The 18,618-nt window shown below is 53.7% G+C and carries 22 protein-coding genes and 1 pseudogene; 16 read left to right on the plus strand and 7 right to left on the minus strand.

Annotation, left to right across the window (positions count from 1 at the left end; all coding sequences use genetic code 11):
- Positions 1-172: 172 nt before the first annotated feature.
- Positions 173-457 (minus strand): hypothetical protein, encoded by a 285-nt coding sequence (locus Pla144_RS23200; RefSeq protein WP_146453095.1) that lies wholly within the window; start codon positions 455-457, stop codon positions 173-175.
- Between the two features lie 391 nt (positions 458-848).
- Between Pla144_RS23200 and Pla144_RS23205 the strand changes: the two genes are divergently transcribed.
- Entirely contained in the window at positions 849-1,247 is a 399-nt protein-coding gene (locus Pla144_RS23205) for a hypothetical protein (protein WP_146453096.1), read from the plus strand.
- A gap of 806 nt (positions 1,248-2,053) precedes the next feature.
- Here the strand turns inward: Pla144_RS23205 and istB are convergent.
- Both istB and istA read right to left on the minus strand, forming a co-directional pair.
- Positions 2,054-2,830: an IS21-like element helper ATPase IstB gene (gene istB, locus Pla144_RS23215; protein ID WP_146453097.1), complete on the minus strand. Its 777-nt coding sequence runs from the start codon at positions 2,828-2,830 to the stop codon at positions 2,054-2,056.
- Positions 2,827-4,317: an IS21 family transposase gene (gene istA / locus Pla144_RS23220; protein ID WP_146453098.1), complete on the minus strand. Its 1,491-nt coding sequence runs from the start codon at positions 4,315-4,317 to the stop codon at positions 2,827-2,829. Before istA ends, istB begins: the two co-directional genes overlap by 4 nt.
- A gap of 202 nt (positions 4,318-4,519) precedes the next feature.
- On the opposite strand from istA, the gene Pla144_RS23225 reads away from it, so the two are divergent.
- The 15 genes from Pla144_RS23225 (at position 4,520) to Pla144_RS24895 (ending at position 14,960) form a co-directional block, all read left to right on the plus strand.
- Positions 4,520-5,512, plus strand: coding sequence for a hypothetical protein (locus tag Pla144_RS23225; protein WP_146453099.1), 993 nt, complete (start codon positions 4,520-4,522; stop codon positions 5,510-5,512).
- The gene (locus tag Pla144_RS23230; RefSeq protein WP_146453100.1) at positions 5,509-5,940 is read left to right on the plus strand and encodes a hypothetical protein; all 432 of its coding nucleotides are present in this window, start codon (positions 5,509-5,511) and stop codon (positions 5,938-5,940) included. The genes Pla144_RS23225 and Pla144_RS23230 overlap by 4 nt, the downstream gene beginning before the upstream one ends.
- Positions 5,937-6,362, plus strand: coding sequence for a hypothetical protein (locus tag Pla144_RS23235; protein WP_146453101.1), 426 nt, complete (start codon positions 5,937-5,939; stop codon positions 6,360-6,362). Before Pla144_RS23230 ends, Pla144_RS23235 begins: the two co-directional genes overlap by 4 nt.
- Before the next feature lie 15 nt (positions 6,363-6,377).
- Entirely contained in the window at positions 6,378-6,608 is a 231-nt protein-coding gene (locus tag Pla144_RS23240; RefSeq protein WP_146453102.1) for a hypothetical protein, read from the plus strand.
- A gap of 58 nt (positions 6,609-6,666) precedes the next feature.
- Positions 6,667-6,918, plus strand: coding sequence for a hypothetical protein (locus Pla144_RS23245; protein WP_146453103.1), 252 nt, complete (start codon positions 6,667-6,669; stop codon positions 6,916-6,918).
- Positions 6,899-7,294 carry an E2/UBC family protein gene (locus Pla144_RS23250; protein WP_146453104.1) on the plus strand — a complete coding sequence of 132 codons (396 nt, stop codon included), beginning with the start codon at positions 6,899-6,901 and terminating at the stop codon, positions 7,292-7,294. Before Pla144_RS23245 ends, Pla144_RS23250 begins: the two co-directional genes overlap by 20 nt.
- 12 nt (positions 7,295-7,306) lie before the next feature.
- The gene (locus tag Pla144_RS23255) at positions 7,307-8,869 is read left to right on the plus strand and encodes a HesA/MoeB/ThiF family protein (RefSeq protein ID WP_197530962.1); all 1,563 of its coding nucleotides are present in this window, start codon (positions 7,307-7,309) and stop codon (positions 8,867-8,869) included.
- 5 nt (positions 8,870-8,874) lie between these two features.
- Complete coding sequence (locus tag Pla144_RS23260; protein ID WP_146453106.1) at positions 8,875-9,162, plus strand: helix-turn-helix domain-containing protein; 288 nt, start codon at positions 8,875-8,877, stop codon at positions 9,160-9,162.
- A 477-nt stretch (positions 9,163-9,639) separates the two neighbouring features.
- Positions 9,640-10,125 carry a hypothetical protein gene (locus Pla144_RS23265; RefSeq protein ID WP_146453107.1) on the plus strand — a complete coding sequence of 162 codons (486 nt, stop codon included), beginning with the start codon at positions 9,640-9,642 and terminating at the stop codon, positions 10,123-10,125.
- A gap of 259 nt (positions 10,126-10,384) precedes the next feature.
- Positions 10,385-10,576 carry a hypothetical protein gene (locus Pla144_RS23270; protein ID WP_146453108.1) on the plus strand — a complete coding sequence of 64 codons (192 nt, stop codon included), beginning with the start codon at positions 10,385-10,387 and terminating at the stop codon, positions 10,574-10,576.
- 120 nt (positions 10,577-10,696) lie between these two features.
- On the plus strand, positions 10,697-10,978 hold the full coding sequence (locus Pla144_RS24890) for a hypothetical protein (RefSeq protein WP_197530963.1): 282 nt from the start codon (positions 10,697-10,699) through the stop codon (positions 10,976-10,978).
- 43 nt (positions 10,979-11,021) lie between these two features.
- On the plus strand, positions 11,022-12,632 hold the full coding sequence (locus Pla144_RS23275; RefSeq protein WP_146453109.1) for a ThiF family adenylyltransferase: 1,611 nt from the start codon (positions 11,022-11,024) through the stop codon (positions 12,630-12,632).
- Positions 12,633-12,646: 14 nt separating this feature from the next.
- A complete protein-coding gene (locus tag Pla144_RS23280) occupies positions 12,647-14,041 on the plus strand; it encodes an AAA family ATPase (RefSeq protein ID WP_146453110.1) in 1,395 nt (464 codons plus the stop codon).
- Positions 14,038-14,508 (plus strand): hypothetical protein, encoded by a 471-nt coding sequence (locus Pla144_RS23285; RefSeq protein WP_146453111.1) that lies wholly within the window; start codon positions 14,038-14,040, stop codon positions 14,506-14,508. Before Pla144_RS23280 ends, Pla144_RS23285 begins: the two co-directional genes overlap by 4 nt.
- 281 nt (positions 14,509-14,789) lie before the next feature.
- Positions 14,790-14,960 (plus strand): hypothetical protein, encoded by a 171-nt coding sequence (locus tag Pla144_RS24895; protein WP_197530964.1) that lies wholly within the window; start codon positions 14,790-14,792, stop codon positions 14,958-14,960.
- A 26-nt stretch (positions 14,961-14,986) separates the two neighbouring features.
- On the opposite strand, the pseudogene tnpA reads toward Pla144_RS24895, so the two are convergent.
- From tnpA to Pla144_RS23305, 4 genes and pseudogenes are all read right to left on the minus strand, one after another.
- Positions 14,987-15,415: pseudogene (gene tnpA / locus Pla144_RS23290) on the minus strand (IS200/IS605 family transposase).
- Positions 15,416-15,640: 225 nt separating this feature from the next.
- Positions 15,641-16,255: a DUF937 domain-containing protein gene (locus tag Pla144_RS23295; RefSeq protein WP_146453112.1), complete on the minus strand. Its 615-nt coding sequence runs from the start codon at positions 16,253-16,255 to the stop codon at positions 15,641-15,643.
- A gap of 231 nt (positions 16,256-16,486) precedes the next feature.
- Entirely contained in the window at positions 16,487-16,783 is a 297-nt protein-coding gene (locus Pla144_RS23300; RefSeq protein WP_146453113.1) for a hypothetical protein, read from the minus strand.
- A 73-nt stretch (positions 16,784-16,856) separates the two neighbouring features.
- Complete coding sequence (locus tag Pla144_RS23305; RefSeq protein WP_146453114.1) at positions 16,857-18,497, minus strand: arylsulfatase; 1,641 nt, start codon at positions 18,495-18,497, stop codon at positions 16,857-16,859.
- Positions 18,498-18,618 lie beyond the last annotated feature (121 nt).

An 18,618-nucleotide genomic window follows, 5' to 3' on the forward strand; every position in this document is an offset into this window, starting at 1 on the left:
GTGAAATCCTTTGTCATTCCACATGGGGATAAGAGGGATGACAATCTTTTTGCACTGCTGCATTCAGATTACCTCACTATCCCAATCTCGAAGGGTGCTCTTGGCAGACGTGAGGCGACAATTCTGTTAGAGGTTTTGTGGCCCCATTAACTCTCTATTTTCTCGATAAAACCTAACCTGACAATGGGTTAGAGAAAGACGCGCTGGATTCTGGGTGCAGTTGGCGGAATCGTCCAATTTCGGCGTCGATTGCTTCTCGTTCGCCTGAGACCATGTGGTGCTGCCACATCGTGATTATCAGTCGATCGGATTGCTGGGCTGCGCATGCCGCGATGATGAACAGGAAGCTTAGGCACGCCAAAACAATGAGGGTGATCAGTCGATTCAATGTGTTCCTCTTGCTTTTCAGAATTATCGAAGGCGACGATCCATCCGAATCTAAAGTCAGCCATCGCATGGTTCACCTCCCCCAGAATAAGTTTTCTGCCTTCATAGGGTAACTGCCGAAAAGACCGCGTTGCCCGAAATCTATTCTGCGAAATTTTGGCGGCGATTTCTGAATTGGCTCCGCTGTGTCTTTTATGTCTTTCTGTCTCCTTTGCGTGCGATCCTGCACACTTTTCGCGGCCGCAAGCCACCCGGCTCCGGGTTTTCGGCCTCTTTAAGTTCACGAGATTAGAATGTGCAATATTCGTTCCTAGTTGCTCAGCCCCCTCGCGTCTTCGGCTAAATCGCAGCATAGCTTTGCAGCGAAAAAGAAGAATATGTATGATTGCGTTATAAGAAGGAAATCCCCACCCATTACTTGTTATGTTGCTTGTTTGATGACTTTTTCCCGGACGCCTGTAATGCAATGGGCGATTATCGTCGGACATTCCATGACGGGAATGCTCATCGGAGCTTACGCGCCAGACGCGTTTTCCGTTGAATTGGCGTCAACTGCTGAAATAATCTACTTTGGCAGCATCACCGCAGGATTCGTTGTCGGAACGCTCTTGGCAGTTCGATGCAGTGCTAAAAAAATACTCCGTTGGATTGCGATGGCTCAACTTTTCATAGCCACGGTGATTGGTGTGATCATCTACTTGGGGAGCCTTGGAGAAGATCCTTATGAAATCTATGCATACGTATTTCGACATTACGTGTACACTTCACTAGTGATTGTTTTCGCCGCTCTTTTCGTTGTCGGTTCCCATATGTGTTGGACTCGACGCGTGCGCCGCCAGCTCAAAGATCCCGCAACATAACAAAGCGATCAACCGAAGTCGCGGTAGCCGGGCGCCTTGACAATGGAAAATCAACTCCCGCGACTCGGTTATCGCGGACGTTATGCAGCTAGTGCAGCTCTCCAACTAACAGCGATGTTCCCAACCGCCGCAAGTTTAGGGGCGGCGTAAGTAGCGGCGGTCGATAAATCCGCCGGACTTGGCGACAGGCAGTTATCGTCAGCGGTTTTCACGCCGACTGCACAACATGGCGGTTCGTTCTGGGTCACGATAGCAGTCGCTCGCAGGCCGCCAAACGTGGCCAGGCGCTATCGCTTTGACTGCGCCTTTCACTGACCCGAACTCGCTGAGGCGTCTGCTGACGCGAGACACCTCCAGCAGTTTGCTAAAGTCCTAAACCGCCGCGGGTGATGCATCCGCTACGAGTTTCAGCGAGGGCGAATTGACAGCGGTGCGGACACCTCAGCAGGTTCCGACAAGATTATCGAGTTGCAAAAGGGTGGGGTGTTGGTAGTGTCACGTATCAGTTAGTTCTTGAGACTCACTAAGAGACTCGTTGGCGTCTGGAGAAATTACCTCCCAAAGCTGCGAACAATAGCAGCATCCAGATTTGCGGCTCGTGCTGCGAGATTAATACCGATGAGGATAATTATGCAGCCGCCAATCTGAACGATAGAGAGTGCTTCATCGAACAGAAGATAGGCAAGTATCGTTGAAAAGATCGGTTCGCTGTGAATAGCGTTTGAAAAGTGCGGCGCTTGGCGGTCGAAAATTGCAGCGCTAGGTATGTGCGGGGATTGTATCAGACCCTCCCGCTTAGGTCACGACTACTCCTTGGTCTTCTTTCGACGCCTACGTTGTGCGTCCTTGAGTCGATAACTTTCACCTGTGGTTTCGATGATCTGGCAGCGGTGCGTTAGCCGATCGAGGGCGGCCCCCGTGAGCCGCTCACTGCCAAGCACTTCGGTCCAATTCTCGAAGGGCAGGTTCGTGGTGACAATGAGACTCTGCCGCTCGTAGGCGGTGCCAATGATGTCGAACAGTAGTTCGGCTCCCACCTTGCTAGCCGGCACATAGCCCAGTTCATCAAGGATCAGTAGATGCTGCTTGGCCAACTGACTGCGTAGTCTCAAGAGCAGCTTCTCATCCCGAGCCTCAATGAGAGTGGTGATCAGCTCGGTCACCCGGAAGAAGCGAACCTTCTTGCCCGCCAGGCAAGCAGCCATTCCCAGTGCTGTGGCCAAGTGGGTCTTCCCGGTGCCGCTGGCACCGACCAAGATGAGATTCTCCCGATTGTCGAGGTACTCTCCCTTGATCAGTTCCAGCACTAACGGCTTGTTCACCGATGGTTGAGCGGTAAAGTCGAACTCATCGAGCGACTTATGAGCTGGGAACTTCGCACTCTTGAGACGACGCTCGGCAGCGCGTCGTTCCCGCTCCACTAGTTCCAACTCGCACAGCGAGAGCAGGAACGCCAGGTGATCGAGATTCTCACCAGCACAACGAGCAGCCACCTTCTCGCACTCACCATGCATGGTGGGCAGTTTTAATTGCTTCAGGTGATGCTTTACCAGTACCGTCGATTTCGTTTCGGTCTTGCTCATGATGCGTCCTCCGTGAGCAGTGTCTGATAAGCCGAGACGCTTGTTTCGGTCACTGCAACCGTCTTCAGGTGAGGACGACCTGCGAGCGAAAACAGTCCCACAGGCGACTCACGTCGATGCTGCAAGATGACACGAATGCTATCGGCATCGTGGATGCCAATGTCGAGGGCATACTCAATGGCGTCAGCCAACTCCTGGACCGAAGTAGATTCCAATAGCCTGAGAGTGCGAATGTACTCACGAGTTCCCAGCCCCTCAGGCTCGGTCTCCATACGCCTGCGCAGCACCGTAAAGCAGGTAGGAAGATTCCACTGCTCCAGTGGCTTGGCATGGTCCAGCCCTCCTGGCTTTCGCTCAAGCAGTGCCAAGTAATGCACCGGATCAAAGACGTGCTTTTCTCGGCCCCAGTGCCGTAAATGTCTGGCGATCAGCTCTCCGTGAAAAGTCAGGCGAACTTCATCGACGCTCGCCACCACCGTGATCTGCCGATGAGCGTATTTTACGGGGACGGAGTAGCGGTTCGTATCAAACGGGACCAGTGAGAGCGAGTTAGCACTCGCCCCGGTAACTCGCCGCGCATCAAAGGCTTGCCGAGGCAAGTCGAGCAGCGCAGCGAGTTCTTCCCGGAGAAGTTCTCGCTTGCTCGCCGATTTACCACGTAAGGTGCGATCCAGATCGACGCGACAGCGTCGCTCTAGTTCCTCATTCAATTCAGCAAGTGTATTCACCTTGGGAATCGGGACCAAGAAGTTGCGTCTGCCGTAGCCCACTAGGTTCTCGACATGCCCCTTCTCATTGGCTCGACGAACCAAACAGAAATGAGACTCAAAGAGATAGTGGCTCTTGAGTCTCAGGAACTCAGTGGTCAGCTCACGCTGACGACTACCGGTGATCTTCGTGACAGCAATCTTCAGGTTGTCGTAGCTGATCCGCGTCGGCACGCCACCGAAGAATTCAAACGCTCGCTTATGACCTTCTTGAAATGATTCGGTACACTCACGCGGAAACGCCTGCAGGTAAAAGGCGTCACTGTAAGGCAAGGTGATCACCAGCAAGGCAACTTGTTCACGCTCGCCTGCCAAATCCACGTAGGCATAGCCGAAATCAACTTGAGCTTGTCCCGGTGGATGAGACAAAGGTAGAAAGACTTCCTGGGTTGTTCGCTTCCATTCACGCACCGCAATGCGAACACTGGTGTACCCACCGGGGTAACCATGCTCATCGCGCAGACGATGAAAGATGCGTGTGGCTGTGTGGCGTTGCTTCTTCGGCGCCTGCTTATCCGAGGTGAGAATCTCGTAGATGATGGGCAGAAACGGTTCTAGCACCGGCTTGCTTCGTGGCTTGCACTGCCGATAGCCGGGCGGCTCGTCATGCGTGAGCATCTTCGACAGCGTATGCCAGCTGATGTCATATTCGCGGCAAGCCGCGCGCTTACTCAACTCGCCGGTGAGTACCCGGCGACGAACTTCGGTCCATTGTTCCATGTCAGCGTACACTCCTGCGCCTTTCTGAGAATCTGGAGAAGATAAGGGCTAAAGCCCGTATCTTCCCAAATTCAAAGAACTGCACATCTGTGCGCTGCAAATTTCAGTTGCCAAATCACCCCGCCAAGCGCCGCACTTTTCGAACGCTATTCACACTACCGGTTCGGGCAAGACGACTCGCAGTCGAATCCATATCTTACAAATGGCGTGCCTGCTAGGTGGTCTCTGGAGTTTCGATTTTCGCAAGCGGGAGTACGCCCTCCTCAAGCCTTATCTGGAGAGGGTGGGAGTTGAACTGATCGTGGTGCCAGCGCGACAGATGAGAATCAATCCCTTGCATGTTCCCAAGTACACCGATCCGAGAAACTATGCGTCGGTCCTCGCGGACGGGCTTGTCGGCGTGCTCGACTTGCCCGCAAAGTCGGCCCGTTTGCTGCACTTGATCATTTTGGAACTTTATCGCCAGTTTAGTGTGCTGGATGGTAGCCAAAATTACCCCACTCTCTTCGACGTTCGAGAGGCCGCGGCAGCAGACAAAGGGGCCCATGCCGAATCTCGGCGTGCGCTCGTCACGAGCCTCAACCCGATACTTGCTAGCCTCCATGAAGTCCTCCGGTACCGCTTTGCCTGGACGTCTGAAGACCTGGCCAACCTGCACTTGGCTTTCGATTTTTCCGGGATCACCGACATCGAACAAAACCTGCTGCTCAATGCACTATTGCTCCGGGAGTTTCGCTCGCGCCTCGATCGTGGCCTATCCAATCCCAAGATGGATTTGCTGGTGGTTTGCGACGAAGCGGCGCGGTTGTGTAGCCGTGGAGACAGTAGCGTGGCTGATCTCATTGGTGCCATACGCGGTACTGGGATTGGGCTCGACTTGAGTGTGCAATCGGCCGACCTCACCCGGTCAATCTTATCGAACACACCCAACAAGTTTCTTGGTCGCTGTGCCTCGGCAAATGACTACGACACCATCGGAGCGGCCATGGGACTGACCACCGACCAGCGCCGCTGGCTCACGACGAATTTGGTTCCCGGAATGTTTGTCGGCTGCCTGGGGCAAGGCCGAACTCTCCGTCGACCATTTCTGTTTCGCGTACCTGACCTCCGCTTTAATAGTCGAAACGGCCTGGATCAAAGCACCAGAAACCATGTTTCCAATCTCTTTCCCAAGAATCAGAACCCTTTTGAATGATGAACACACGTACTTCCGACGACGATCACGACCAAGCCAATTTGGGTCCTTTGTTGGATTTGCCGACAATTGAGGCGGATGAGTTTGCCAACTGGACACCAGACGAAGTAGCGCCTGTGGTGAAGCCTACGTCACAAAGCAAATCGGAGGTCATTCCTAGCCGAGACAATGCGAAATTGAGACTCTTGCAAGCAATCGTCGATCACCCCGGGATGCCTTCCAGCAAGTACCCCAAGCTCGCCCAGATTAGCCCACGCAAGGCGGTTGAATTGAGAAGGCTACTGGTGGAGCAAGGGCTTGTACGAGAGACCCAGTTGCAGACGAAGGCACGGGGTCGAGCGGCAATTGTCCTCACTCCCACCAAAGAAGGAGCGGAGGTTCTGCTAGCTCATGATGAGGGCCAGGCTTCAGGGAGACCCACATTATGAATGGCGGCTATATCCATGATCGTAGTTTACAGGCCCCGTTGGCACAGGCATTCGAACAGGTCGGAGCGATTGTGCGTTATCAGGTTCATTCGCGGTCCTGCGGCCATACCGGTTACAGCGATTTCACCGCGCTGTTCCCAGGCGGCCAGTTGATCGCTGTAGAGATCGAAATGACAACACGTCGAATCGAGAACGATATCAGAAAAGCAAACGAGCTAGAGGCCCATGAACTATGGATCATCGTACCCAACCGGCGGGTGTTGCAGGCAAGTCAGCGACGTTTGCGACAGCTTCAAGCTTTGCCACACCTGCCCGTTTTTGTTCTCACTTTACCCCTAGCCTTGCAACGAGTTAGCGATTGTTTTCCCTTGCCATTGGTAGGGAGGGGAAAACAGGAAATCAAAAAACAATCCCCCGATTGAGAGAGGTAATCGACTATGGAAATCAAATGGCCTAACGTCGTCGCTTTCGCCCTGACAATTGTCGCGTTCTTCACGGCAGTCAGCATGCATGAAGATATTTCTGCTTTCCTGGGAACCATGGAGTACCTAGGGACGCGCTCTTCCATCACCAACAGAACGCATGGCCTGATGGCCTTTGGGCTCATCCTGGTAGTGCTGGTAGGAGTGCTAAGAATCGTGCTGAACAGCCAAAATGGCAAGCGCTAGTGTGAAATCTATCCCTATTTATATTCCCTCACCTTAATTCGAAAGAAGGAGAATGATCATGCAACAGATGGTCAATGGCAGAGTGGTCGACGTCCCCCTCAACAACGACGGGTCCCTCGACTCGGACACCTTGCGAGAAGTTGCGGCAATCCCCAAGAACCGCACCTTGGTGCAGCAACTCTCCTCCGGGGAGAACATCCTGGTGAACCCAGGACAGCGGATTAGAGTGAACCCCAGCGATTATTTTCGAGACGTTCCTGACCACATTCGCGGAAAGGAGAAGTCCGAAGATGTCTACCCTGGAACATGACCTCAGGAACCTATCCTGTGCAGGGTTCTCCCTCTGGGTCGATGAGCGAAGGCGGTTTGTCATCGTGGAACATGTCCAATTGCCTTTAGGTTATGACCGCCACTGGATACCTGTGCTCATTGAGTTGCCAAGGTCCTACCCGATGGTTCCTCCAGGCGTTGGAGGAAATAGAGTTTATATCCCGAAAGGGATGAGATTCCTGGGGTCGTTGCTCCAGGACGTCCATCCAGCATGCACGCCAAATTTTATCACTCCAGGATGGCGCGATTGGGCTTGGCTCTGTTATGAGAAGATCGACTGGAATCCACTGCGCGACGATCTGATCACCTTCATAGAGCTGATTCGCGCTAACCTCACCAATCCCACGACTTTTTAAGAGGAGATGAACATGAAACGTGCCGACAACCACGTGAGGACTGGCTTTGGTCACAAAAGAACGCTGCGTATGCGGCGTAGAGAAGCGGACGCTCTGTGCGCCCACATGCGACAAGATACCCGGTATGAACAGATGGCTTTTGGACTGGGTTGCCACATACGAACCTCCCAGGGAACGGTTTTCATGATGAACGAACTGCTGCTTCCCGGCGCATCCGACTTGGCACATCAGTCGGCAGGCGGAGTGACCCCGACTCGCGAGCTTCTCGCTTACTTGTACTTTCGAGCCTCAATCACTCGCCAGGATATCATGGAGTTTCATAGCCACCCGGGTGGTGGCGTCCCCCGGTTTAGTGGAATTGATGAGTCCCATGCCTATCGTGACGCAAAGTATCTGACGGAGCACTTGCCCAACCCGGTCACCCTGCTGATGGTCGTCGGCAACAACCAGTTCGATAGGTATGACGCACTCGTTTGGGACCGTGATCAGAGTTCGTTTCACGAGGTACAACGAATTGAAGTGCTCGGAAGACCTGCCCAAATCCACCACGTGGGACAAGGGCCTGCGAGGAATTTCAATGATTCGGCAATCTACGATCGACAATTGAGGATTCCTGGGTGGAATCAACGTGGGCTAGCCCAGCAGCGAATTGGCATCGTGGGCCTCGGAGGTAACGGCGCTTCCCTCTTTCAAACTCTGATTGCGATAGGTGCTGCCGAAGAAGGATTCTTTGTGCTTGTGGATCCAGACGAACTCGAATGGTCAAATCTCCCACGTATTCCCTATGCCACTCCGGAGCATGTGGGAACGCCCAAGGTGACCCTGGCTGCACAATGGGCAAGCCATCGAAATCCGGCAATCCCGGTCTATCCCTACCCATGCGCTCTGAACGAGCAGGCGGCGCAGGATCGACTCAAAGACGCAACCGTGTTGTTCGGCTGTGTCGACAATGATGGTGCCCGGATGGTGCTCAATGATTTGGCCGTCCGTTCCAGTATTCCCCTGATCGACCTGGGCTGTGACGTCCTCGTGGATGAGCAGGAAGTGATCGCCGGCGGACAAGTGCGGGTCGTCTTGCCTGGAGAAAACGCTTGCCTGGTCTGCTGCCGTGGATACGATCCTGCGCAGGCCGCCATCGATCTGATGGATGAGTATGAACGGGTTCAACATGCGGCTGGTGGCTACGTTCGTAATCTTGCGGCCGACGCCACACCCAGCATCGCCAATCTCAACCAACTGACTGCCCAGGCGGCCCTTTCCCAGTTTCTGGCACTAGTGAACGGCCAGGAGTTTGGTGGGTGGGACTATTTTCATATTGATCAGTTTTCACTCAATGCGATCACGGCCTCCACGAGTCGCGACGAACAGTGCCCTTGCTGCGGCCCGGCAGGAAATCTTGGTCAAGGATTTGCTCATGAGGACAGCAGCGAGACCAATGCAACACGTTTAGCGCATTTCCCATCCGCTGCAGACTCGGGGAATCGTCACCAGCAAGAATGTGAACAGCCGGAATCGATCCCCCTTTCTGATCAAAGACTTCTGGAATTCTCACCATCCGAACAGCCCCTGGTGTGAAAACAATGCACGACTTTGCCGACATCTTGACGCAGCTTGACGACCGCCTGTCGAGAATTGAACTTGCCTTATCATCCTACAGGGAGCCGCAGTTCCAGAAGGAGTGGTACACCGTAGCGGAAGCGGCCGAGATTTTGGGCAAAGCACCCTTTACGGTGCGTGAGTGGTGTCGGCTCGAACGGATCAATGCCAGCAAGCGGCCGAGTGGCCGAGGGACCTCTTCGGAGTGGATGATCTCCCATAGCGAGATCGAACGGATTCAGAATAAGGGCTTGTTGCCGAGAGATTTGTAGAAGCGGAGGCAGTCGATCCTGCGTACACTTTGTCCAACTGTCGAAGCAACAAGAGCTGTTCCATTGCACCAAGGCCGTAGGATTTCGGCGAATCTGCGAGCATTTGACGGCTGAGCGAGCATTTTCCCAGGCGGGAAATCTTTTACGCAAGTTGATCTCAAGGACTTTTTTTCGTACTGGCCGCAGTGACTTAGCTCTCTCTTTGGCAGTCTCTTCGTTGTCAGTCACGTAGTCGGCGAGCAGGTTGTGCCCCGGAAAGGTCCAACAAACCGATTCGTTTGACAGGCTAACTGAGTCCAAGTATGTCCAAGCCCCGCATGGGCTTGGCTCCCGCATCAGACAATGCAGTCGCCGGTCCCCGTTCTGAAGCACATCGCCCAGAACCACCCAGTACGGCAGAAGCCATGCGATCGGAACCTGAACTTGGTCGTTTCCGCCGTTAGTACTGCATTCGCAGGGGAATTCTGGAGAATCTGAGTGTATACTACTGAACTCCCCCAAAATTCTGCAGAGATAGCTACCCGAAAGCGCTCACATACCAACGCCGTGAAAAAGACGAATCGACAAGGCCGAGCTGGGGCGACGCGTGGCGCCGAACTAGATGACGGACAATTGAAGTCAGCTTCCCTTGGGCGATGGTCCGTGGCGAACCTGGACGCTCCGACATCAAAGATCGACAGCCTGCGTCTGAAGCTCTGCAGAGAGCTCGCGCGTCGCGGCATGGCGATTGACGAAATCGCTCGTCGCATCGGCATTGAGGACGAAGAAGCTCGCTATCGGTTACCAGTCATTGGCGTCCAAACGGCCGCCAGTTTCCTGGAGGTTACAAGACAGCGGGTCAACTGCTATGTCGAGACCCATGGCCTTGGGATCCGGATCGACGGTCGATTCTATTTCTCGGTGGATGAGCTCGTGGCCTTCAAACTGGCACCGCGGGAGCCAGGTCGCCCCATTGCACCGTGACCTCCCCAAGATACCCAGCGAAATTTTTTTACTTACACCTATTGACGAACGACAACATCTAGGTATATTCTATTGTCGTATGACAATAAGCATTGGCTTAAGTTTTTGATTTCGTTCTAGAACCGACCAGAGGCCCGACCTGCGAACAAAGTCTGCAGTGTGACTGCCTCACTGGGATCAAAGCAGATCCCGCGATCGAATGAGCCAGCATTCCGGCTCGGGGTGGGATGCACATATCTTTCTAGAAAGGAGCCGAGTCATGTGGTGCAACAGCACATTCTTCGGCGCCGCTATAGACGAGCGAGAGTGGCCATGTTGGTCGCTCTCCGAGAGAGTCGGCGATCTGCCTGTTGGCACGTGGTACGGCGGGGATGACGATCTCCCAGCTGGCACGTGGCACAGCGAGGATCAGTACCTCTCTCAAGGCGCGCGTTGCTCCGTCATTCAATGAGCAACAACGGAGAGCTGAGACCTCAACGTCACTTGGGGTCTCGGCTCGCTTTGCGCAGCGTAGCTCGCGCAGAGTTGTCCGATAATCCTCGATCACCTCGGCTAGCACGAGAAATGGACGATGAGAAGCGTTAATGACACCTATAGGACCAGAAGCGGATCGCACCTATTCCGTTTCAGATTTCAGGAACAGCAGAGCGGGGATTGGATAGTTTACATCGCTTCACAACCTGACTATTGCGGGCGACCGGACGACGCCCATAGCACCCATCGGTTGAGCGACAGCTGTGGACGTTACGTGTGCTGGACCAAGCCGCTCCATACACTTAGGAAGGCCAAACAAGTCGCTGCCAGCTGGTGCGAAAAAACCGAGCAGTACATCCGCTACGGCAAGAAGTTCTGATTGCTGACGTGCCACTTTTAAATTGAGAAATAGGAGAAGTGCAATGATTGATTCCGCTTTGACCCCTTCGCCTCGAAAGACAAATTGCAGGCAGTTCCTCGTCCGCGCAGATTCCGTGCTACGTAAGATGCACCAGACTATCGGGACCGAACAACCCGAGCACAGTGGCATGCTGGGTATGAACGCGGAAACGGGCGTCATCACACACTACGCATTTGATGAGACTTCCCAAGGCACAGCCGTCACCAACAAGCCCGATGTGAAGAGACTGAACGCCATCATCAAGGATGATTGGGAGCCAAACGGAATTCAATACATCGGCAGCCCTCACTCGCATCCACCGGGAGTTCATAGACCCTCGTCGGGCGATCGCGAGTATGGCCAGCAGATTCTCGAGGCGAAGCGGTCAGTCGAGGAACTGCACATCTGGATCGTCATCCCGGCTGTCGACGGACACACATATGAAGTTTTTCCATACACTCTCGACCGAGAAGGCAATCTGGAATTGGTCGAACTCGTACCTGTTGATGAGAACGACCAGCCGATCGACGCCGATATGCACGCTCATTCACTGTCGGAGATTTCAACGCTTGATTCGGAGCGTCCGCCGGCGCCCATCCAATCCCCAGCCGATGTTCTGAGTGAGTCGAGAGGCCGAGCGATCGTCGATATTTCACGGCAATTCATCCGCGTTCATGAGGCGTACGATCTGGCCCGGTTGGCTGCTAGCCGACTGGTCTTTATCGGTGTCGGTGGCATCCGAGACTCGGTTCTCTACTGTGCCCGTGCTGGCGTCCAGGAATTCATCCTAGTAGACCCGGATGTCGTTTCGGAGAGCAATATAGCGACACAGGGTGTCTTCCGTGACGAAATTGGATTGCCTAAGGTCGAAGCAGTAAAGCGCGAGCTCATTCGAATCAATCCCAACATACGTGTGGTCGCTCTGCAACATTCTGTAGACGAGATCGACGACCATGCCTTCGACAGGCTGATTCGCGAACCGATGCTGGAATTGCCACTTCCAGGGTTCGGCGGCGACATCTGTAGGGAATTACCGCCGCTCGTGACGGTCAGTGTGGCAGGAACCGACTCATTTGAAGCCCAATCGCGTAACAACCGCATCGGCCTGCAGTGGGGAATTCCCACACTAGCATCACAAATGTATGAACGAGGTCTGGGCGCTGAGATTACCTTCACGCACCCGGACACTACGCGAGCGTGCCATCGTTGTGTGCTCTGTACGAGGTACCGAGCATTCCTGAAAGAAGGCTTTAAAAATACCGTCGGATCTTCCGCAGCACCGGTCTGTGCCACTCAACGTCTGGCGGGCCTCGAATCATTCATGCTGATGGCGCTTCTGCATCATGGCACAAACCACCCGCGGTTTGGTGGCCTTCTCGGCAGAATCGGCAATCGGAACCTGATCCAGATCCGCATGGATCCGGACATAGCCGCATCTCTTGGCCTGAGAGTCTTTGATCGCGTTTTTGGTACTGTCGACCACGAGCGAACCTTATTCGACGACGTAGTATGGCTTCCTCAGGAGCCGGAGAATGGGAAAAAGGACCGGCCGATCTGCCCAGAATGTGGTGGTAACGGCGACCTCCACAGTGCTTTGGGCAAGTTCAAGGATACTCGCGAGATGTCGGGGTGAACCGGAGAGTACACATGGCCAAATTTGTGGATCAATTCGCAGGAGTCGTAGATCAGCTGTCCCGCTCGGGGGGCGGACGGGTCGAGTTTGTCGATCAGCAAATGCCCGAGGGGGCAAATCCGCCTCGGGCAGCAGTTACCGTCGTTGTAGATAGGGCCAGCAAGTTCGTCGCACTTAAAATACGGCCACGTGTGCGCTGCGATTCTGCTGGGGAAGAAGTACGTCAGTGGTTCCGTCATACGGAGTGTCGTTTTCCAAATTCGGCGGTGGCACGCAGTTGGGTGACAGCCAACCTTCAGCCACTCTATGCGCAGCCCGCTTCCTCGATTGTCCATGATGTACGCGGGCAGGCGTACTCCAATAATTCATTGACGGATGTCGATGCCGTTGAAGCGCTTCGTTCTCGTACGGAGGACCAGGTAATCCATCTCAAGGCCGAGGACGTGGCCCGAGAACTCGGTCGAGAAGTCTTTGGCCAAGATCACGTGCTTCCAAGTTTGGCAGAACGCGTTGTCGGTCACCTGGCACGACGCTCTCCGCGTCGCCCCTGCACGCTCTGGTTTGCGGGGACCACTGGCGTAGGCAAGACGAAGTCCGCGGAGGTTCTCCCCAAGGTGATCAAGCGTCTTGTTCCGGAGGGTCGTAACTATGCAACTATGCGACTGGACATGTCCGAGTACGGGGAGGCCCATCGCCGGAGTCAACTGCTCGGTGCACCGCAAGGTTATGTTGGCCACGGCCAAGGAGCGCAGCTGACCGACGCGCTGGCGGCCAACCCGAGACATATCGTGTTGTTCGACGAGATCGAAAAGGCGCACCCGACCGTCCTCCAAACACTCATGAATGCGATGGATGCGGGTAGGCTTTCGACGTCAGCGCGGAATGCCTCAGGCACAAGGGAAATCAACTGTTGTCAATCTGTCTTCATCTTTACCAGCAATCTCGAAAATGAATCACTTGTCGACGAGGCAACACGTCAGGACGCTTTCGACGATCCTGCCCTGGTCGACGAACTATGTCGCCAGGGCCTTCACTCTGCAGGTATTGCCCCCGAATTAATCGGCCGGATCGGAGCATTTCTCCTCTTCAAACCGCTGTCCGCACGAGCGATGGCTCATGTCGTCGCTCACGCAGTGAGGACTATTGGAGAGGAATATGGGTTGCGCATCGAATCCATTGATCCGGCAGTCGTCGCAGCAATACTGGATCAAACCTCGAGTCATAGCTTCGGAGCGCGACCGTACGAATATGCGGCAGATCGTCTGCTGGGTGGAATCTTCGCCGAAGCTGCCGCCCGGGATGCGCGGATACCCCTCCGAATTGTCGCAGGGGATCCACCGCGTTGCATCCCAGTGAACACTTGCACTGGGCTTCTGTCTGAAGGAGTCAGAAAGGAAGGCATTGCATGAGAGGTCTTTCTCACATCCTCCTATTATTCATCCTGTGCCTCTTTAGTCCCTTTGTGCTTTGGCTGGGCATTGCCGAGTTCATCGACCAGCCAACCTACCTGGCCCTGGCACGCAGTGGTCTCTTGATGATCGGTCTAGCCACCATCGTTTGGGCAGGGCTGAGGGACCAGCCGCGAATGGTAGGGATGGGCCTAGCGCTCATTGGCATTGGTTTTCTGACTTTCTACTACGGACAGTGCTGGACAGTACCATCATTTGATTGTACCGAATACACCTGGTTTTGGAAATTCGCACGGCGTCTGGCTGTACCGATCCCACCGATGTCTCGAATTACATATGGTCATCTTCTAGCAGGCGGAGTCGCCGTTCTCAACACGGCCCTTCTGCTACACGATACGGAGCTCCGTAACCTTCTAGTGGCGAATCTCGTGTTCATCTCAGTCGTGATATTCGCATGCGTTATTTGACCCCGAGGTGGATCCTGGGCGTCACTTAACATCAGGATTGTCTCGTAATTCAATCTTTTTAATATACGGGCCTCGACGACCTCGAGGTTATGAGGCTCCCACACGCAATCTGCTGAAACTACTTAAATACAAGCTTAAAACGGATTTTACTACACCTTTGGCAGCCTGAATAGCATTAGCAAGTTTTAGCATCTTTTACCAAGTTTTAGCATTTCTATGAAGCCAAAGGGGTAGTCGGAAACCGCTTCTAATTGTCATTTCTACACGTTGAGTCGCGGCGTGTGAACAGTTCTCCAGCGACATTCAAGCCCGAAAAGAAATCGATGGTAGCACAGGCTGAGTTAACGCTTGTCCAGGCTCAAGTAGCTGACATGCCGGTCAGCTATCTGATTCGCAGTGAGGTACCACCGGCAAAGCCGGTGGCTTCCATTGTGAACCGCTCAAAGCGGTAGTTTAGTTAGTAAAGGGCATACGAGTTCTAAAACAAACGGTTTTGGTCACTTTTCTGGTCATTCTCTTCCTGGTGGCGAATGTACTCGCGAATCGTCGCCTCATCGATCCCCACCGTCGACACGAAGTAGCCTCGTGCCCAAAAGTGGTAACCCTTGAAGCTTTGGTAACGCCCCATGAAGTCCCGAGCCATCCGGATTGCACTCTTACCTTTGATGTAGCCCACTACCTGCGATAGCGAGTACTTCGGAGGAATCCGAATCAACATGTGCACGTGGTCTGGTCATAAATGCCCTTCGACGATTTCGCTTTCCCGCTGCTTTGCCAACTCGTGAAATACCGTTCCAAGCGACTGGCGAACTTTGCCGTAAAGCACTTTGCGGCGACACTTCGGGATGAAAACTAAATGATACTTGCACTCCCATTTCGTGTGGTTTAGGCTGCTGTAATCTGACACGGAGGTCTCCTTTCTCGATGAGCTTTGAGCGGTTCACGAGATGGAGGCCTCTTCTTTTACTACGGAACTATCAAATTCTGCCAGTCCCCCGGCAAAGCCGGGGGTTTTCTAGGGATAACACACCACGGTTCGAAAACAGGTAGTGAAACATGGGCCTATCGAAATAGCATGAAAAAGGGCATTCTGCACTCTTCAGCAGAATGCCCCCCTTTCCCGTGTAACCAATTATCTAGGCTTAGATGCAAAGATACCCGCGAGTTGACTGAGGTCGCTGAGATCTACGTCACCGTCGCCATCACGGTCGAGGATGGCGTCGAAAATGCCGCGCGACTTAGGCTGCTTCTCTTCCATCTCCGTGCGTGCGCCACCGAGGATTCTCGGCAATGCCCGAGGACTTTCCTCAGCGTCTTTCTCGGCTGCACCAAATATACCACCGAGAACGGCAGGCAGAACCTTCCCGAGAACTTTCTTTGTAGCCTCCGAATCGAGCGTGATGACTTTGCCGAAGCCACCCTCAACTTTTGGCGCTTTCTCGCCAAAGATGACCGACAAGATATCATTGACAGCTTTGGGATCCATGTCTCGAACCTGAATACCATCGTTTGATTCGGTCGGTGCATCGGGAGGAATGGATCCCTGTTCGACCTGTTTCCGGAGCATGTCCCAAATACTGTCGGCACCCTCCTTGGTCTGGGACTTTGCTTCGAGACCTCTGAGTATTGTCCCGACTGCTGCACCATAAGCTTGCTCTGCACGATTTGCATCGATTCCAGTATCTTTACTTACCTTTTCAACGGTATGTGTACCGCCCCCGAGTAACGCTTCAAGTAGACCAGACATCTTGATTCTCCTTCGTACTAAATATATTTGAAAAACGCTTGAATCGAAAAACTTTCCCAAACGAAGTTCCCGATCTGTCAACTGACGAGTGAGTCGTGACAGTCATGACCTCGATTGCAGGTATAAAGTCACCCTGGTTTTAATTGCCGACTAACTGCAGCCGCAATTACCACCGCCGCGACGGATACCTTTTGTAGATCTTGGATGCCAAGTCCAACTATCTACCGCACGTTAGCGATTACTCTTAGCCAGCAAGGACTTGATCAATCCGATAATCGCCATCATCACGCCGCCCCCAACACCACCCGACGCAATGTTGCCTATGATGCTGGCCAGATCTAGAGAGCCACCCTGCGCGCCAGCGAAAAGTCCCAGGGCATTGAGAATTTGGCCACCCACGCCGCCACCGACGACACCGGCAATGGAATTGCCTAACGTGCCGAGGTCGATATTCTTCAACAGCTTGCCGGAGATGTTTCCTCCCAGGGCCCCACAAATGAGCTGGATGATCAGAGCGATAATGTTCATGTCTTAAGTCGCCTTTTGTAATGGATTTCAGATACGAATGGCCCGAATAGCCTTCGGGTCTGGTTGATTTCGATCAATTACTGCTGCCGTTGGGATTTTCCATTTTCTGCATTGCCCCCTCGATCACCTTTTTCATACTCAACGAATCCGCGCCCTGTCGAGGCGGGAATTCCTGCAAGCTCTTGAGATGGGCGGCAAGGAATGGGCCGGCAGCCGTAGGAGCCCACATCTTCTGAGCAAAGAACTTTCGTCCGGCATAGCCCCACTCGTGGCTCTGCGGGTCCATTTTCTCCATGGGATCCATAAGCAAGTTAAACACGTAGGGAACGCTCGGATAGTACTTCTCGTCCCACCAACTGCCGTCCGGCTTTACGCCGATGTGCATCTTCCAAGCGTCAACCCGGATCGCCATCAAGTCAGTCTCATCATAATAGAAATTCTCGCGACGAGCGGACTTGTCGGACTTGCCCTCCCAGTAATCCAGATTGTTATAGCCATCGAGGTGCACTTTATAGGTTGTGGCGCCTAATTTCCTGCCCTCAAGCAGTTCTGACTTAAGATTCGGAAGACCCGCCGCCGCCGCCAGCGTTGCGTACAAATCTTCGTGGCTCTGAACACCATTGAGCTCGGTTCCGGGAGCGATCTTAGCCGGCCATTTGACAAGCAACGGAACACGGACGCCACCTTCCCAAGTGGTGCCTTTCTCACCGCGGAACGGCGCATAACCCCCATCGGGCCACATCATCAATTCATTTCCATTGTCCGTGGTGTAAATCACAATCGTGTTATCATCGACTCCCAAGTCCTTCAGCTTCTTCAGCAGCGCACCCACTTGTTCGTCATGTTCGAGCATTTTCGCTCGCACCACATCCGACTCGGCGCGCCCTTCGTCGACCGCTTGCTGGAGATATTTATTTTGGGGATGCGACCAGATGTGGATGGCCGTTGTATTGAACCAGCAGAAGAACGGTTTGTTGCCTTTTCCATTCTTATCTAACCACTTCAAAGTATGGCCTAGCACCTCGCTGTCGAAAGTCTCCATCCGCTTCCGAGTGAGCGGACCCGTATTCTCGATCTTCTGTTTACCAACGCGGCCAAATACCGGATCTGTCGTTGGGTCATCCGTGTCGGTGGCCCAGGCATGCAGCACGCCGCGCGGTCCATACTTCTTTGTATAGGCAGGATTCTTCTGGCCAGGATAATCGAGTTGCTCTGGCTCTTCTTCCGCGTTCAGATGATAAAGATTGCCGAACCATTCATCGAAGCCATGCACGGTGGGTAAGAACTCGTTGCGGTCGCCTAGGTGGTTCTTGCCGAACTGGCCAGTTGCATAGCCTTGCGACTTGAGGACCTCCGCCAGCGTCGGGTCTTCTTTCTGAATACCGCGAGTCGAACCTGGAATTCCAATGGTCGTCATTCCCGTGCGAATCGGCATTTGGCCAGTGATAAAAGCTGCTCGACCGGCTGTGCAACTCGGTTGGGCATAGTGGTCGGTAAACAGCGCCCCCTGCTTCGCGATACTGTCTATGCTCGGGGTACGGCCCATCATACCGTGCGTGTACGCGCCGACGTTCCACGTGCCGATGTCGTCACCAAAGATGACGAGAATATTCGGTTGCTTAGTCTGTGCGAACGCGATGTCTGAAGCACCGGCTATGATGCCGATACCTAAGAATGTGCATGTGAAGAACAAACAGTAGCGTAGTGTCGACATATTGCCACTCCTTTCGTATTTTGGTTGCGTCAACCGTAGAGCGTCTGAGTCTATTGAGAAGGTCAAAATCCCATCTGGCAGTCGGGTTGCTCGCCTTTATTAAGGATATATAGCGGGACTC

Origin of the sequence: Bythopirellula polymerisocia (assembly GCF_007860015.1) — a bacterium.
Lineage (GTDB): Bacteria > Planctomycetota > Planctomycetia > Pirellulales > Lacipirellulaceae > Bythopirellula > Bythopirellula polymerisocia.